At 43.6% G+C, this 16,818-nt stretch carries 19 protein-coding genes; all 19 read right to left on the reverse strand.

Annotation, left to right across the window (positions count from 1 at the left end):
- Positions 1-20 precede the first annotated feature (20 nt).
- Positions 21-923, reverse strand: coding sequence for a succinate--CoA ligase subunit alpha (gene sucD / locus ACQYAD_RS05650; RefSeq protein WP_430236249.1), 903 nt, complete (start codon positions 921-923; stop codon positions 21-23).
- A gap of 55 nt (positions 924-978) precedes the next feature.
- On the reverse strand, positions 979-2,139 hold the full coding sequence (gene sucC, locus ACQYAD_RS05655) for an ADP-forming succinate--CoA ligase subunit beta (protein WP_430236251.1): 1,161 nt from the start codon (positions 2,137-2,139) through the stop codon (positions 979-981).
- 115 nt (positions 2,140-2,254) lie between these two features.
- Positions 2,255-2,563: an EscU/YscU/HrcU family type III secretion system export apparatus switch protein gene (locus tag ACQYAD_RS05660; RefSeq protein ID WP_430236252.1), complete on the reverse strand. Its 309-nt coding sequence runs from the start codon at positions 2,561-2,563 to the stop codon at positions 2,255-2,257.
- Positions 2,560-3,873: a hypothetical protein gene (locus ACQYAD_RS05665; protein WP_430236253.1), complete on the reverse strand. Its 1,314-nt coding sequence runs from the start codon at positions 3,871-3,873 to the stop codon at positions 2,560-2,562. The genes ACQYAD_RS05660 and ACQYAD_RS05665 overlap by 4 nt, the downstream gene beginning before the upstream one ends.
- 15 nt (positions 3,874-3,888) lie before the next feature.
- The gene (locus ACQYAD_RS05670; protein WP_430236255.1) at positions 3,889-4,662 is read right to left on the reverse strand and encodes a ribonuclease HII; all 774 of its coding nucleotides are present in this window, start codon (positions 4,660-4,662) and stop codon (positions 3,889-3,891) included.
- Between the two features lie 76 nt (positions 4,663-4,738).
- Positions 4,739-5,614 (reverse strand): ribosome biogenesis GTPase YlqF, encoded by an 876-nt coding sequence (ylqF, locus tag ACQYAD_RS05675; protein ID WP_430236256.1) that lies wholly within the window; start codon positions 5,612-5,614, stop codon positions 4,739-4,741.
- 17 nt (positions 5,615-5,631) lie between these two features.
- On the reverse strand, positions 5,632-6,189 hold the full coding sequence (lepB, locus tag ACQYAD_RS05680; RefSeq protein ID WP_430236258.1) for a signal peptidase I: 558 nt from the start codon (positions 6,187-6,189) through the stop codon (positions 5,632-5,634).
- Between the two features lie 220 nt (positions 6,190-6,409).
- Entirely contained in the window at positions 6,410-6,754 is a 345-nt protein-coding gene (gene rplS, locus ACQYAD_RS05685) for a 50S ribosomal protein L19 (RefSeq protein ID WP_430236260.1), read from the reverse strand.
- 139 nt (positions 6,755-6,893) lie between these two features.
- Positions 6,894-7,634: a tRNA (guanosine(37)-N1)-methyltransferase TrmD gene (trmD, locus tag ACQYAD_RS05690; RefSeq protein ID WP_430237204.1), complete on the reverse strand. Its 741-nt coding sequence runs from the start codon at positions 7,632-7,634 to the stop codon at positions 6,894-6,896.
- A complete protein-coding gene (gene rimM, locus ACQYAD_RS05695; protein WP_430236261.1) occupies positions 7,634-8,152 on the reverse strand; it encodes a ribosome maturation factor RimM in 519 nt (172 codons plus the stop codon). Before rimM ends, trmD begins: the two co-directional genes overlap by 1 nt.
- Before the next feature lie 13 nt (positions 8,153-8,165).
- Positions 8,166-8,552 (reverse strand): YlqD family protein, encoded by a 387-nt coding sequence (locus tag ACQYAD_RS05700; RefSeq protein ID WP_430236263.1) that lies wholly within the window; start codon positions 8,550-8,552, stop codon positions 8,166-8,168.
- A gap of 104 nt (positions 8,553-8,656) precedes the next feature.
- Entirely contained in the window at positions 8,657-8,887 is a 231-nt protein-coding gene (locus tag ACQYAD_RS05705) for a KH domain-containing protein (RefSeq protein WP_430236264.1), read from the reverse strand.
- Between the two features lie 10 nt (positions 8,888-8,897).
- Positions 8,898-9,170 carry a 30S ribosomal protein S16 gene (gene rpsP / locus ACQYAD_RS05710; RefSeq protein ID WP_430236266.1) on the reverse strand — a complete coding sequence of 91 codons (273 nt, stop codon included), beginning with the start codon at positions 9,168-9,170 and terminating at the stop codon, positions 8,898-8,900.
- An 87-nt stretch (positions 9,171-9,257) separates the two neighbouring features.
- Complete coding sequence (gene ffh / locus ACQYAD_RS05715; RefSeq protein ID WP_430236267.1) at positions 9,258-10,616, reverse strand: signal recognition particle protein; 1,359 nt, start codon at positions 10,614-10,616, stop codon at positions 9,258-9,260.
- A gap of 12 nt (positions 10,617-10,628) precedes the next feature.
- Positions 10,629-10,961: a putative DNA-binding protein gene (locus ACQYAD_RS05720; RefSeq protein WP_430236269.1), complete on the reverse strand. Its 333-nt coding sequence runs from the start codon at positions 10,959-10,961 to the stop codon at positions 10,629-10,631.
- A 100-nt stretch (positions 10,962-11,061) separates the two neighbouring features.
- The gene (gene ftsY, locus ACQYAD_RS05725; RefSeq protein ID WP_430236271.1) at positions 11,062-12,051 is read right to left on the reverse strand and encodes a signal recognition particle-docking protein FtsY; all 990 of its coding nucleotides are present in this window, start codon (positions 12,049-12,051) and stop codon (positions 11,062-11,064) included.
- A 17-nt stretch (positions 12,052-12,068) separates the two neighbouring features.
- The gene (smc, locus tag ACQYAD_RS05730) at positions 12,069-15,635 is read right to left on the reverse strand and encodes a chromosome segregation protein SMC (protein WP_430236273.1); all 3,567 of its coding nucleotides are present in this window, start codon (positions 15,633-15,635) and stop codon (positions 12,069-12,071) included.
- 81 nt (positions 15,636-15,716) lie between these two features.
- Positions 15,717-16,463, reverse strand: coding sequence for a ribonuclease III (gene rnc, locus ACQYAD_RS05735; protein WP_430236275.1), 747 nt, complete (start codon positions 16,461-16,463; stop codon positions 15,717-15,719).
- Positions 16,464-16,573: 110 nt separating this feature from the next.
- The gene (locus ACQYAD_RS05740; RefSeq protein ID WP_430236276.1) at positions 16,574-16,807 is read right to left on the reverse strand and encodes an acyl carrier protein; all 234 of its coding nucleotides are present in this window, start codon (positions 16,805-16,807) and stop codon (positions 16,574-16,576) included.
- Between the last annotated feature and the right edge of the window lie 11 nt (positions 16,808-16,818).

The following is a 16,818-nucleotide window of genomic DNA, read 5'->3' on the forward strand; positions in this document are numbered from 1 at the left end:
GGGGACACTTTCATTTATGTTTAATGTGTCTTGCACTTTTCGTACAAGCCTTTTTCTTTCAGCACCTCGATCAATGTTTCACCCATGACAGAAGGCGTATCGGCTGTTCGAATGCCACATTCATTCATGACGCGGATCTTTTCATCAGCCGTTCCTTTCCCTCCGGAAATAATTGCACCAGCATGTCCCATCCGTTTTCCAGGAGGCGCCGTGCGTCCGCCGATAAAGCCGACTACCGGCTTTGTCATATTGGCTTGGATCCACTTCGCCGCATCTTCTTCAGCCGTACCGCCGATTTCGCCAATCATGATAACGGCATAAGTCTCCGGATCCTCATTAAATGCCTTTAAGACATCGATAAAGTTTGTGCCATTCACAGGATCGCCGCCAATGCCCACTGCACTTGACTGTCCGATGCCTGCTTGAGATAGCTGGTGTACGGCTTCATACGTCAAAGTACCGGAACGGGATACTACCCCTACATGGCCTTTCTTGTGAATATAGCCAGGCATGATGCCAATTTTGCACTCTTCTGGTGAAATCACGCCAGGACAGTTTGGTCCAATCAGCCTCGTCTTTTTCCCTTCCATGTACCGCTTAACTTTGACCATGTCAAGAACAGGAATATGCTCGGTAATGCAGATTGTTAAATCCAGTTCTGCATCAACTGCTTCAACGATTGCGTCAGCGGCAAACGGCGCTGGAACATAAATAACCGAGGCATTTGCCCCTGTTGCTTCTACCGCTTCCTTAACGGTGTTAAATACAGGAACCCCTTCTACTTCCATTCCGCCTTTGCCGGGAGATGTCCCGCCGACAATTTGCGTGCCATATTCAAGCATTTGTTTTGTATGAAAAAGGGCAGTTGAACCTGTTATTCCTTGAACAATTACTTTTGTGTCTTTATTAATAAATACGCTCACTTGATTCCCCTCCAAATATCCAGTGATGTCTCGAAACGATGCCTGCAGTCATCCTTTACCCTACCAATGATACAATTTTTTGTGCGCCATCAGCCATGGACTGGGCAGCAATGATATTTAGTCCTGATTCATTTAGAATCTTTTTGCCGAGTTCAACATTCGTTCCTTCTAAACGAACAACAAGCGGTACTTCCAGGCTGACTTGTTTGGCAGCCTCCACAACTCCCTCGGCGATGATGTCGCATTTCATGATACCGCCGAAAATATTGACAAAAATCCCTTTTACATTTGGGTCTGAAAGGATAATTTTGAATGCTTCGGTTACTTTTTCTGCCGTTGCACCGCCGCCAACATCCAGGAAGTTTGCTGGGTCGCCGCCATAGTGCTTTACGATATCCATCGTCGCCATCGCGAGACCTGCACCGTTAACCATACAGCCAATGTTGCCATCAAGCGAAATATAACTTAGATCATATTTTGATGCTTCGATTTCTTTTGGATCTTCTTCTTCAAGATCACGGTACCCAACAACATCTTTCTGACGGTACAGCGCATTGGAATCAAAATTCAGCTTTGCGTCCAAGGCCATTACCTTCCCATCCCCTGTCACAACGAGCGGGTTGATTTCAGCAATGGAACAATCCTTGTCAACATACACTTTGTAGAGGCCCATCATAAATTTCACAGCTTGATTGACGAATTCTTTTGGAATATGAATATTAAACGCAATCCGGCGCGCCTGATACGGCATTAAGCCAAGCACAGGGTCAATTTCTTCTTTAAAAATTTTCTCCGGAGATTTCGCTGCAACTTCCTCAATTTCTGTTCCTCCCTCTTCCGATGCCATTAAAACGACACGGGAAGTGGAACGATCCAGCACTAAACCAACATAGTATTCTTTCTGAATATCGCAGCCTTCTTCAATCAATAATCGTTTTACTTCTTTTCCTTCTGGACCTGTCTGATGCGTGACCAATGTTTTTCCTAAAATTCCATTTGCATATGTACGCACTTCTTCAAGGTTTTTTGCTACTTTAACACCGCCGGCTTTTCCCCTGCCGCCAGCGTGAATTTGCGCTTTGACGACACAAACCTCTGTCCCTAGCTCTTTTGCCGCTTCAACCGCTTCTTCCACTGTAAATGCGACTTTTCCGTTTGGAACAGCAACCCCGTATTTTCTGAGGATTTCTTTTCCTTGATACTCGTGGATATTCATTTCCCATCCTCCTTGATGACTCTTTCTTTTATAGACTGCGCTTTCATTTTATATAAAGCTGCATACTTTGTCCATCATTATGCGAAAAAATCCTATTTATCAAAAAATTTTTACACTATGTTCGGTCATCCTTTTTTTGATCTGCAGTTGCTGCTTTTCGATCTGTTTGGTAAATAAATGCAAATATTTCTGCGACTGCCTGGTATAATTCCTCAGGTATGCTTTGATTTAGATTGAGCTCTGCCAGAAGCTGGACGAGTGACGGATCCTCCTGGATTGGTATTTGATTTTGCTTCGCTTTTTCAATAATGGTTTCAGCCATTTTGCCTTTTCCTTTTGCAATTACTTTAGGGGCATCGTGAACATGCTGCTGATAGGAAAGCGCCACAGCCTCCAACCTTTTGGATTTTCGTTTTTCACTCATATACGGAGATCCACCCCCCGAATGGTATGGTGTATCGCCGGAATAGCCAAATTTTTCAAATTTTCGGTAATCACTTGTTTTTCTGAGGGCACCGAAAAGGAATAAGAAGAAAGGTGATAATCCAGCCGTCGCAATTGATCTTTTAAGGAATGGATCAAAGAGCTTGATATCTCTTTTAAATCAGTACGCTCATTCATTATCTCAAGGGTCATGATCCGGTTTTGAATCTGCACGTCAATAATCGTATCGCCAATTGTCTCTAATTCCAAGTAAAAAAGAATCCGGCAATAATTGGGGTCGATTTTCCCATCTGCTTGTTTCCGCCCGTTCCATTGGATCGTTGCTTCTGTTGTAAACTGGGGAAAAGACAGCGGGATTTGGGCTACGAACTGCTGCAATACTCCATTGTCGCTTGAAAGCAACTGGAGGGCTGTGATCCGACTAAGTAGCTGTTCCGCCGCCTGTTTTTGCTCAGGGGTTGGATTTTCATTTAAATACTTGAGAAGCAATGGTTTTAACGATGACTGGTCTGCTTCCTTTCCAATGTCATTTCCTTTTTGTATAAGCTCGCTTTCATAATTTAACCCGATTGTATTCATGAGCTGCTTCAGATGCCGCCCAACCGCTTCGCTATTTCTCCAATCTGGTTGGGAAGGCTGAAAAGACGTCAAATCTTCTTCCTTCCCGAGCAGATTATTCAGCACGGCAAGCAAATTTCCGCTCAATTCGCTTTGTGATGTACTGGTTTTTACTAAATCCACAAGCCGTTCCATCAATGAGCGAATATGCTCGGTGTTTGTTGCACTCACCAAAGCAGTAAAAACAGTTTTTGTTAGGGGGAAATCTTTTTCCAGCATCCTTTTCATTGTTTCCAGCCCTGCGGCTTGATCCGGCAAATTTCTCAGCCAGCTTGTTCCCAGATGCAGCCATTCTTTTGAAATCGACAGACGGTTTTGGACAGCATATTCCAAAAGCATTCTGCTTTCTTTAGTAGCAGCAATGCCTAATTGCTTGAGGAGCAAATCTGAAGGCAGTTTGTCTGAAAGGTTGCTGCTATCCTGCGCGGCAATTTTCAAGTGGATTTCGCCCTCTCCTTGCTGAACCTGAAACCAGTATTGGTCGTTTATGGCTAATGGCACCTCAAGTTTTGCAATTAATTTTTGCGATCCGATCTTTACCTCTGCCACTTGATTCGGAAAAAGAGAAACTACTTTTCCAAAAACAATCTGGCCGGGACGGAATGCTGTTTCACCTAAAGGCGCAGTTGTTCCAGATTTGGTTAATGTTTTTAAAAGTTGCAGTGGATTCATTTCGGCGCCTCCTTTTTACACCTTTATGTACATTTCTTTTATCGGCGCAAAGCTTTTACGGTGTTCTGGGGTAATCCCAAACAGATTAATCGCTTGAAGATGTTCTTTCGTTCCATACCCCATATTTTGCTCAAAGCCGTATTCCGGATATTGCCTGCTGAGTTGTTTCATGTAATGATCCCTTGCCACTTTGGCAATAATGGATGCAGCTGCAATGGATATACTTTTTGCGTCCCCTTTAACAATCGATTCAGAAGGGTATGGCGTATCCAATTTCATTGCATCGATCAGTAAAAAGTCCGGCTGGGTTGCCAATGATGCGATCGCGGATGCCATCGCTTTTTTGGTTGCCTGATAAATATTGATTGCATCAATAACAGCTGGCTCGATAAAGGAAACACTTACAGCTTCTGCTTGTTTACGGATAATTGCTGCGTATTCTTCACGCTTTTGCTCAAATAATTTTTTTGAATCGTCAATCCCCGGCAAAGAAAAATTCTCCGGGAGAATGACTGCTGCAGCTACAACAGGTCCCGCAAGCGGCCCACGGCCGACTTCATCCACTCCGGCAATCGAACGGAACCCTTCTGCCCGGCATTTCGTTTCGTAACGCTTCATTTCAATGAATTTCGCTTGCAAGTGCTGTTGCTTTTGCCATTCTTTTTTCCAACGAGTCACAAGCAGCTGAACTCCTTTTCGTTCATCCTTCTCAATTTCAGCAAAAAAGGAATGGTTTGGATCCTTTATTGCAGTCAGCTCTTTCTCTACTTGGGCAATTGTCCATTTCATCTCATTTTCACCTTCTTTCCGTTTTTATCGGTAATCGTTTAAAAAAATAAAGCCCTCCAGAAGGGAGAGCAATGAATCAATGATCGGCTGTTTCGTCCGATTGGAAATATTCCGGGCTTTCAAACGTTAGCGAGCCAAACTTTTCCCCACGAATTTCCCTTACGACAAGCTCAGCTACCTTATCGTAATCAATCGTCCCTCCGCCCATTAAACAGCCTCTTAGCTTGCCGATATGGTCGAACAGCACCACGAGATCTTCCGGAATGGCTTCCAGTCCATATCGCTCTTTTAAGCGCTCTGGATAGGCTTTTTCCAGAAACCGCAACGAAAAGACAGCCAAATCCTGCAAATTGAGAATCGTATCTTTTATGGCTCCGGTAACTGCCAGTTTCAAGCCGACTTCCTGATCTTCAAATTTTGGCCAAAGAATTCCCGGCGTGTCCAAAAGTTCCAGTTCCTTGCCAACTTTGATCCATGCTTGTGCTTTTGTGACCCCTGGAGTATTTCCTGTTTTGGCGATATTTTTTTTGGCAAGGCGGTTAATCAATGTTGATTTTCCGACATTCGGGATCCCGATAATCATGGCTCGGATCGCTCTCGGCTTTACACCCTTTGCTTTTAAACGCGCAAATTTTTCGCTTAAAAGCTGATTGGAAGCTTGAACGATTTCGCGCAGCCCTTCACCTGCCTGTGCATTGATTGCAAGTGCCGAAACCCCTTCGTCAGCAAAAAAACGAAGCCACTTTTTTGTTTCGTCTTTATCCGCCATATCCGCTTTATTCAGGAGCACAAGCCGCGGCTTATGCTGAATGATTTCGTCGATCATCGGATTTCTCGAGGAATAGGGGATTCTTGCATCAACCAATTCAAATATAATATCAACCAACTTTAACTTTTCCGTGACCTCTCTGCGAGCCTTGGCCATGTGGCCGGGAAACCATTGGATCGTCAAAGCTGCCACCTCCAAACTTAGTTCAATTTTACGATTCGTGCATCTTTTAGCGGCCAATACACGACACTTGCTTTCCCAATGACTTTGCTTAATGGAATCGTACCAATATGGCGGCTGTCCTTGCTGAAGCGGCGATTGTCGCCCATCACAAACAATTGACCCTGCGGAACAGTGTCGCGGCCGATTTTTTCTTTCAAAGTGAAAGGATCCGTTAGCGGTCCATCCACAACTTGTTTTTTGTACTGATCTAAATAAGGTTCTTTATAAGCCTTTCCGTTTACGTAAAGAGTGTCATTTTTGTATTCGATCCGGTCGCCGGGCAAACCAATGACCCTTTTAATATAGTCTTTGCCCTCCGGCGCATGAAAAACGATAATATCAAATCGTTTTGGTTTTCCAATTTCATAACTCAATTTATTGACAATCATTCGATCTTGATCATGCAGTGTCGGCATCATCGACAGCCCATCAACCACTATTGGAGCAAAGAGGAAGTATCGGATGACTCCTGCCAACACGACAGCAATCAATAATGCCTTTGTCCATTCCCACAGCTCATTTTTCTTCTTTGTCATTCTGTTCCCCACCAATCTTCGCAAAAAAAATAGTTTCACTGTTTATTTTACATAACAACGATTGAATAAACACGATGGGAATAGCTTTTTAATCAAACTTTAATAATTTGTTTTTATTTCGGAAACAAATTGATTGCTGCAAACATACTTATTATTGAAAAATCGGCAGGTTCTATGTACAGAAAAAGAGCTTGCAGTGCAAGCTCTTTTCATTTTTTCATTAGCGAATTTCTTTAATACGAGCTTTTTTACCGCGCAAGTTGCGCAAGTAGTAAAGTTTCGCACGGCGGACTTTACCGCGGCGGATCACTTCTAGCTTCGCAATTTTTGGAGTGTGCACAGGGAATGTACGCTCAACGCCTACACCATAAGAAACTTTACGTACTGTAAAAGTTTCGCTGATTCCACCACCACGACGCTTAATCACAACACCTTCGAAAACCTGAATCCGCTCGCGTGTACCCTCGATAACTTTTACGTGAACACGTACAGTGTCACCAGGACGGAACGCCGGAAGATCCGAACGAAGTTGTTCTTTTGTGATTTCTTCAATAATTTTTTGCATCGTTTTCAACTCCTTCCAACAGATGCTCTTGCCTCGCTTTCTTTAAAAAGGGCAGCGGAACATCGTTATCAGACTTAAAACTAGTTCAAGTTTAAGCCACAAGAAATATCATAACATACCGGAAGCTGGGCTGCAACTACTACTCCAGTTCTTTTTTGATTTCTTCCAGCCATTTTGATTGTTGATTCGTCAGCTCCATTTTTTCAAGTAAATCAGGGCGGCGTGCAAACGTCCTTTTGAGCGCCTCTTTCATTCTCCACTCTTCAATTAGCTTATGATTTCCGGAGATTAATATTTCCGGCACCTTCAACCCGCGGAAATCGACAGGTCTTGTATAATGGGGATGTTCCAGCAGTCCGGTACTATACGAATCTTGCTGATGGGATTCAGCGTTTCCTAAAACCTCAGGCAACAGCCGGACAACACTGTCAATCACGACCATCGCCGCCAATTCCCCGCCAGTTAACACATAATCTCCAATTGAAATCTCATCTGTGACCAGATGGGTGCGAATTCTTTCATCATACCCTTCATAATGACCGCAAATAAAAATCAAGTGGTCTTCCCTTGATAGCTCCTCTGCCTTTTTTTGCGTGTGCTGTTCCCCTTGCGGACAAAGCAATAGTACCCGTGGCCGGCTTGTCTTCGCTTTCTCTTTCAAGGCGGCAACCGCATCAAAAATCGGCTGCGGCTTCAATACCATACCTGCTCCGCCGCCATAAGGATAATCATCGACGGTTTTGTGCTTGTTATCGGCAAAATCACGAAAATTAACCACTTGCAAGTTCACCGCTGATTTTTCTTGGGCCTTCTTTAAAATCGATTCGCCAAAGACACCGGAGAACATTCCCGGAAAGAGAGTCAGCACATCAATTTGCATCATGACAGCAGCCCTTCGATTGGGTGAATCAATATGATTTTCTCTTTTGTGTCAACTTTTTTGACGACATCCTCAATATAAGGAATTAGATGCTCTTTACCGTTTTTTCCTTTTACGACCCAGACATCGTTTGCACCAGGGGTTAAAATCTCGCTTACCTTCCCTATTTCTACTCCATCTTTTGTACAAACAAGGCAGCCGATAATTTCATGAAAATAAAACTCACCTTCCTGCAAATCACTCAGCTGGGTTTCAGGTACTTTGAGAAGGCCGTTGCGAAATTTTTCAACCTCATTAATATTTTCATATCCTTCAAATAGCAGCAAATCAAAATTTTTATGTTTACGGTGGCTTTTAACCGTTAATTCAGTCGGCTGCTGCGAGTTTGGCAAAAACAGTGATAACCGGTTTCCTTTTTTGTAGCGTTCTTCTGGAAAATCGGTTGTCGAAATGACGCGCACTTCTCCTTTAATTCCTTGGGTGTTGACAATTTTGCCGACATTGAACCATTTTTCCACTTCTCTATCACCTCTATCGTATATCCTCAACGATGCCATCTTTGATAATGATCGAAACTTGACCCAATCGTTCATCCCAGCGGTCGCCGATCTCCACATCTACAAGAGCTTTGACTTCTTTCTCCTTCAATTCACTGCCTATTGGTAGCATATGTAATTGTTCAATTTGAAACTCAAGTAACTTGTCTTTTTCCTGGCGCTTTTTCATTTCTTTTTCAAAATGGATTTTTAAGGCGCTTGATTGGAATTTTTTTGTTTTTTCCAACCGTTTCAGTTCAAACTGCAATTGTTCGGTTTCTTTTTGCAGTTGCAGCCTTCTGGCAAAGTATTTTTCGAGCAATTTCTGCTTGCTGGCTTCGGTTAAAATTTGTTTCACCACAACCGTTTGCAGTATTTTCATTGCCTTCTAGCGCTCCCCTCAATGATTCGAAGATTTTGGTAAGCTAAAAAAGAAGTTAGCAAAAAGGGAGGGTGTGATCCCTCCCTTTATCTAGATGCAAAAAGCTATTCACCGATTTCAAGATAAATCTTTTTTTGTTGTGATGATCCCGCTGCGTAGACAACAGTTCGTATCGCTTTTGCAACCCGCCCCTGCTTTCCAATGACTTTGCCCATATCCATCTTGTTGACCGAAAGCTGATAGGTTACACTAATGTCATCTTCCACGGCCTCTACATGAACGTCCTCTGGGAAATCAACGAGGGGCTTGACAATCGTTTCGATTAATTCTTTCATGTTCGTATCATTACTTGCTTAATTTTGCATTATGGAATTTCTCCATGATGCCTTGGCTAGAGAAAAGGTTGCGAACCGTGTCAGATGGTTTTGCACCATTTTGCAGCCATTTTAGTGCAAGCTCTTCGTTTATTTCCAATGCAGCCGGCTTAGCAACCGGATTGTACGTTCCTACTGTTTCAATGAAACGTCCATCGCGCGGAGAACGAGAATCTGCTACTACAATACGATAAAAAGGAGATTTTTTAGCTCCCATACGTTTTAAACGAATTTTTACTGCCATTTTAAAAAAGCACCTCCGAATAGTTTCACACAAGTTAGTATAATACCAATTTTTCAATCGTTTGTAAAGTCTTTTTTCTTTACAAGCCTAAAAAGGATTGAACGGGAATTTAAAGCCGCCTTTTTTCTTTCCTTTGCCTTTTTGCTGAAAGCCCGCCATTTGTTTCATCATCTTCTTCATGTCGTCAAATTGCTTTAACAGCCGGTTTACTTCGGGGACAGTTCTTCCGCTCCCCTTGGCAATCCGCCGTTTGCGACCTGAATTGATGATTTCCGGGTGGGTCTTTTCTTCTTTTGTCATTGAACGAATGATGGCTTCAACATGGGCAATTTGCTTCTCGTCAATTTGAACATTGTTCAAGCCCTTAATTTTATTTGCACCAGGCATCATTTTTAACAGCTCATCGAGCGGACCGAGGTTGCGAACTTGTCCGAGCTGATCGAGGAAATCATCAAGCGTAAACGTTGCTGTCCGCATTTTTTGCTCAAGCTCTTTCGCTTTTTCCTCGTCAACACTCGCCTGTGCCTTTTCAATCAAAGTAAGCACGTCACCCATGCCGAGGATCCGTGATGCCATTCGCTCGGGATGGAATGGTTCAAGTGCATCCATTTTTTCGCCAAGACCGACAAACTTGATTGGCGTTTCGGTTACGGCGCGAATTGAAAGTGCTGCACCGCCGCGGGTGTCTCCGTCAAGCTTTGTTAAAACAACCCCAGTCAAACCGAGCTGCTCATTAAAGCTTTGGGCAACGTTTACAGCATCCTGCCCCGTCATCGCATCAACGACAAGGAAAATCTCATCAGGCTTTGTCAGCTCTTTTATTTCCTTAAGCTCGTTCATTAAGGCTTCATCCACGTGAAGGCGGCCGGCGGTATCGATTAATACATAATCGTTATGATCTTCCTTTGCCTTGGCAATCGCCTGTTTGGCGATTTCAACCGGGCTTACTTGATCTCCTAAGGAAAACACTGGCATGCTGAGCTGCTTACCAAGTGTCTGAAGCTGTTTTATCGCAGCCGGGCGGTATATATCGGCAGCGACAAGCAATGGGCTGCGGTTGTATTTTTTACGAAGCAGATTTGCGAGTTTTCCAGTAGTGGTCGTTTTACCTGCCCCTTGCAGACCCACCATCATGATGACAGTTGGCGGCCTTGTTGATACGGCAATTTTGCTTTGTTCCCCGCCCATCAGCGCCGTTAGTTCTTCGTTAACAATTTTTATTACCTGCTGGCCAGGGGTTAAGCTTTTTACTACTTCTTGGCCGACAGCCCGCTCGCTTACTTTTTTCACAAAGTCTTTGACGACTTTGAAGTTTACATCGGCTTCTAAAAGGGCAAGCCGAACTTCCCTCATCATTTCTTTAACGTCTGATTCGTTCACTTTTCCTTTGCCACGGATTTTTTGTATGGTGCTTTGCAGTCGGTCGGCTAAACCTTCAAATGCCATGCATGCCGCCTCCTAATCTAATTTCTCAAGCTCGGCAATAACGTCCAATAAAGCCTGCTTAGCAGGGGATTCCTCATACAGCAACTCCTTGGCTTTTGCCAACAGCTTGCTGCGCTCTTGAAATTTTTGAAATAACAGCAGCTTTTCCTCATATTCCTCAAGCATTGCTTCTGTGCGCTTAATATTATCATACACCGCCTGCCGGCTGATGTCGTACTCTTCCGCAATTTCACCGAGAGAATAATCATCTAAATAATAGAGAGACATATAGCTTTGCTGCTTTGGGGTTAACAACGAATAGTAAAAATCATACAAATAATTCATTCTCGTTGTTTTTTCAAGCATGCACATCCCTCCTTGTTAAGTGAAAAGCCTTTACAAATGTAGTTTACACACGGATTTTCAATCTGTCAAGATAATATCTTTACAGAAGCATTGCAACGTCTTACTCCGTTGCTTCTTCTACTTGATCGGCGAACAGCCCATATACATACTTTTCAGCATCAAATGCTTGAAGGTCATCCATTTTTTCTCCAAGTCCGACAAATTTAACAGGAATTTTCAATTCATTGCGGATCGCAAGCACGATGCCGCCTTTTGCGGTGCCATCCAGCTTTGATAAAACAATTCCGCTGACATTTGTTGCTTCTTTAAATGTTTTTGCCTGAATCAAGGCGTTCTGGCCTGTTGTCGCATCAAGGACGAGCATGACTTCATGCGGGGCTCCCGGCACTTCTCGCTCGATCACCCGTTTCACTTTTTCCAGCTCTTTCATTAAGTTTACTTTGTTTTGCAGTCTTCCTGCCGTATCGCAAATCAAAATGTCCACTTGCCGTGATTTAGCTGCCTGGATTGCATCGTACATAACTGCGGCCGGATCTGATCCTTCGGCCTGCTTAATTACATCGACACCGACCCGCTCTCCCCATACTTCCAGCTGTTCGATTGCACCAGCGCGGAACGTATCACCTGCAGCGAGCAGCACCGATTTGCCTTCCGTTTTCAACTTATGAGCGAGCTTTCCAATCGTTGTCGTTTTTCCGACCCCATTGACGCCGACAAATAAAATGACCGTTAAGCCTTCTTCTTGAAGATTCAATTCAGGAGAATCCTCTCCGCCGCTGTTGTAAATATCCACAAGTTTTTCGGAAATGACGCTTTGAACTTCTTTCGGATCCTGAATATTGCGGAGCTTGACTTCCCGCTTTAGTTCATCGATCAATTTCATCACTGTGTCAAAGCCAACGTCCGCCTGGATTAAAATTTCCTCCAGCTCTTCAAAAAACTCCTCATCTACTTTACGATAACGGGCAACAAGGGCATTGACCTTTCCTGAAAAATTATCCCGCGTTTTCGTTAAACCCGTTTTAAATTTTTCCGTGACGGCATCGGTCTGCTTTGTGATTTTATCTTTTAATTTTTTAAAAAAACTCATTGGCACACCATCCTTTCTTAAGATTCAATCAGTTCTTTTGTATCTTCAAGCCGAACAGATACCAATTTCGAAACACCTGATTCCTGCATTGTCACCCCATACAGAACATCAGCTTCTTCCATTGTTCCCTTTCGGTGTGTAATAACGATAAATTGTGTTTCTGAGCTGTACCGTTTTAAATATTGGCTGAAGCGGTACACATTGGCTTCATCGAGAGCGGCTTCCACTTCATCTAAAATACAGAAAGGCACAGGGCGGACTTTTAGAATGGAAAAAAGCAAAGCAATAGCCGTTAAAGCCCGTTCCCCACCTGAAAGCAGCCCAAGATTTTGCAGCTTTTTTCCCGGCGGCTGAGCAACAATTTCCACACCAGTGTTTAGCAGATCATCTGGGTCTGTCAACTGCAAATCGGCGCGCCCGCCGCCGAAAAGGGCGCGGAATACTGGCTCAAAATGGGAGCGAATCCCGCGAAAGGTGTGTTCGAACCGCTTTTTCATCTCAGTATCCATTTCTCCAATCACATCATAAAGGGTATCTTTTGCTTCCTGAAGATCGTTTTTTTGCTCTAGAAGAAATGCGTATCGTTCGGAAATGCGTTCGTATTCTTCAATCGCCCCAAGGTTGACATTGCCTAGCTCATCAATTGAGAGCTTAATTAATTTTACCTTTTTGCGCGCTTCCTCAACAGGGAGCTGTAATGGAAATTGTTCCTTCGCCCCTTCAAATGACAGTAAATATTCCTCGCGCAAATGGCCGAGACGGTTTTCCAGTTCAACATCAAGACGGTTCAGTTTCACTTCTTCGTCTTGAAGAACTTCCGTCATATACTTATGCTGCCGTTTAAACTCTTTTGCCTCAAGCTCGGCATCCTCGAGGAGTGTTTGCAACTCCAGCCTTTCCTTCCTTCTTGCGGCAATCAGCTTGATTGTTTCTTCTTTATCGCGCTGCTTTCTTTTCGCCGCAGCTTCCAACTGTTCTTCTCCGGAAGAGCTGCCTTCCATTTCGGATGTCAATAAATCGAGATCTTCTTGGTATTGTTTCCGCTTTTGTTCGCTTTCACCAAGATCAGCTTGAATCATTTCCAAACGCTCGCTTGCATGCGTATATTGTTCCTTTTTGGCTGCAAAAGCGATTTTCAGCTCGTTGATCTCGTCAAGCAAGACTTCTTTGGAGGTCAAATTGCTTGTACGCTGCTCCGAAAGCTTACGAATCAGTTCATCAAGCTTTGCAATCTCGTCCTTGTATGTTTCCAGAGCGGTTTCCAGCTGATGCCGGCGCTTCATCAACTCTTGCTTTTCCTCGGAAAATTGCTGTTTTTCGAGGTCATACATCATTAAGCGTTCGTTTAGATTTTTCTCTTCAACTTCTACTTCGCGAAGATCGCCTTTAAGTGCTTGTTCTTGCAGGCGAAGCTGTTCACCGCTCCTCCTTACTGTTTCCGTCTGCTGTTCCAGCTGTCGGGTTTGTTCTTTCAATGATTTTACTGACTCTTCTAATTGAACAGTTTTCTCTTCCATTTCCTTTAGCTTGCCCTTTAGTTCATCGAGCTCGCCTTTTCTTGAAAGAAGTGATGAGGCTTTTTGCTTTACAGCACCACCTGTCATTGAACCGCCAGGATTCACTACATCGCCGTCAAGGGTAACGAGGCGCACGCGGTATTGCAGCAGCTTAGCTAGTTCATTCGCTCCCTTTAAATCTTTTGTAATCACGACAGTGCCGAGCAAATTGTTGACGATTTCAGCATATTGGCCGGCAAAGTTGATCAGGTTTGCCCCTGTTCCGACAAAAGCTGGATGGGATTGAATCAATTCAAGCTGGGCCGGTGTCATTATTCTTCCTTTAATTACATTCATTGGTAAAAAAGTCGCCCGACCGAAAGAATGTTGCTTTAAATAATGAATTGCCTTCCTCGCGTTTTGTTCCGAATCAACAACAATATGCTGCAAAGCACCGCCCAAGGCTGTTTCAATTGCTGTTTCAAATTTTTTGGGCACTTGGATCAGTTCGGCGACTGCCCCTTCAATCCCTGCCAGCTGCTTTCCACGAGCTTTTAATACTTCCTTGACACCTTGAAAAAACCCAGAGTAGTCTTCTTCCATTTCCTCAAGCATTTCCTTGCGCGATTTGGCCTGTTGAAGAAATTGATAGGCTTGATACAAGGTTGTCTCTTGCTTCTCGTAATTAGTTTTTACCGTTTCCAGCTTGTGCTGGTGGTTTCGAAACACTTGTGCCTGTTCGTTTATTCGCTGCTGTGTTTCGGTTAGGGCAGCCTGAATAGACATTTTTTTTGCTGTCACTTGTTCGCGGCTTGAGAGGTATTTCCCATTCTCATCGGAAAGCTTCACGTTTTTGCGTTCTTGCAATTCTAGCTGTTGTTCGATGTTTTTCCACTCGTTGTTGGCACTCGCCTGTTCATTTAATTTCTCAATATATTCACTTTTTAACAACTCAATTTGATCGTCAATGTTTTCAGCGAACAATGCAAGTTTTTCTTGCTTTTCTTTTAATTCCTTTTGAAGCGTGCCAGCTTCTTGCTGAAGCCGGTCAACGTCAGCTGCCTGTTCCATGCGTTTTGCCGTCAGAAAGTCAACTTTTTCAGTTAATTCGGCGATCGCCTGCTCCAACTGGGCTTTGTTTTGTGATGCGTTCTTTTTCCGTTCTTTGAGTACTTCTTTGCGGCCCTCCAATTTTTCGAGCTCTTCGCTCGCATGAAGAAGAACATTTTGCAAATCTTGAATCGATTCGTCAAGAGCCGTTATATGGTCCCTTGTTTCTTCAATATGTGCTTCCCGTTTTTGCAGTTCGGCAGAAAGTTTGATTTCTTCCTGCTTATGGCCTTCAAGCTGTTGTGACAGATGTTCCCATTTACGATGCAGGTCTTCAATTTCATATACTGTCAGTGCCACTTCAATTTTCTCGAGCTCATCCTTCTTCTGTAAATAATCTTTTGCAATTGAGGCCTGAATTTTCAACGGCTCTACTTGGCCTTCAAGTTCGTGCAGAATGTCGTTGACCCTGTTTAAGTTCTCCTGGGTTTCGGATAGTTTTCCTTCTGCTTTTTTCTTGCGGTTTTTGTACTTAAGGACGCCGGCTGCTTCTTCAAAAATGGTGCGGCGTTCTTCTGCCTTGCTGTTCAAAATTTCTTCGACTTTCCCCTGGCTGATAATAGAAAAGGCTTCTCTGCCAAGTCCAGAATCCATAAATAATTCAATAATATCTTTCAATCTGCATGGTTGTTTATTGATCAAAAACTCACTTTCACCGGAACGGAACACTCTTCGGGTGACACTGACTTCGTTGTATTCGATCGCAAGGCCTTGATCCTCATTGTCCAATGTCAGCGTTACTTCGGCAAAATTCAGTGGTTTGCGCGAATCGCTGCCGGCAAAAATAATGTCTTCCATCTTTGTGCCTCTTAGCGATTTTGCAGACTGCTCGCCCAATACCCAGCGAATCGCATCGGTTATATTGCTTTTCCCGCTTCCGTTCGGACCGACAACGGCAGTTACCCCTTTGACAAAATCGACGCTGATCCGCTCAGCGAATGATTTAAAACCAATAACATCCAATCGTTTTAAAAACATGGTATCGCCTCCCGTACCGGGCCTTGTTGATATCTTTCCAAAACCTTTTACGTCCGCCATTGCAACGGAAGAAACGGCTAATTATATGCCAGGCTTTTCTTTTAATTTCTCCATTGCTTTTTGGGCGGCGTGCTGTTCCGCCTCTTTTTTCGATTTGCCTGTACCGACCCCAAGTTCTTCTCCATTTAGAGAAACACGGGAAACAAATTCGCGGTTATGCGCCGGCCCTTTTTCTTGAAGAACCCGGTATTCCAGCGAACCCATTCCGTCTCGCTGTACAAGCTCTTGCAACTGGCTTTTAAAATCCATCACATGAGAAAAAGCACCCGCATTAATTTTAGGAAACACGACCTTTTCCAGAAATTCTGTTACCTTTTCAATTCCTTTATCCAAATAAAGCGCGCCAATAAACGCCTCGAACACATCTGCTAGCAATGCCGGCCGTTCTCTGCCACCGGTTAGCTCTTCACCCTTGCCGAGCAAAATATATTGGCTAAACCCAAGTTCATGGGCAAATGAAACAAGGGATGGTTCACAAACGACAGCAGCCCGTAGCTTCGTCAATTCTCCCTCACTCATCATCGGATATTTTTTGAAAAGGAATTGGGAAACGGTTAGTTCCAAGACGGCATCCCCTAAAAATTCAAGCCTTTCATTATCTTCATATGGCTTTCTGCGATGCTCATTCACATAGGATGAATGAGTAAATGCTTGTATTAGCAGCTTCTCATCGGCAAACGAAATCCCAATGGATTGCTGGAAATTCTTAAATAAAATTTCCTTTGCATGATGCGTGTGCATGCCATGTTCCCTTCCTTTTTTACGCATATCGTCTCCACCTTGCAGTTTTTCTTAAAAGCGATTTAAAATCCGTCATTGTTTATAATACAGAAGAAAGCTCCGTTTGAAAACGGAGCTTTGCAAAGAAATTCAGGCGATTACTTTTTGCTATTTATGTAATTAACAGCATCACCAACAGTTGTGATTTTTTCAGCATCATCGTCAGAAATTTCCATATCGAACTCATCTTCCAATTCCATTACTAGTTCAACAACATCAAGGGAATCGGCGCCAAGATCATCTTTAAACGAAGCTTCAGGTGTTACTTGCGATTCATCAACACCTAAACGGTCAACGATAATCTTTGTTACACGTTCTAATACATCTGCCATGCTTGTTCACC

This window comes from Neobacillus sp. SM06, from assembly GCF_050496765.1.
Classification (GTDB): Bacteria; Bacillota; Bacilli; order Bacillales; family Cytobacillaceae; genus JAEVLT01.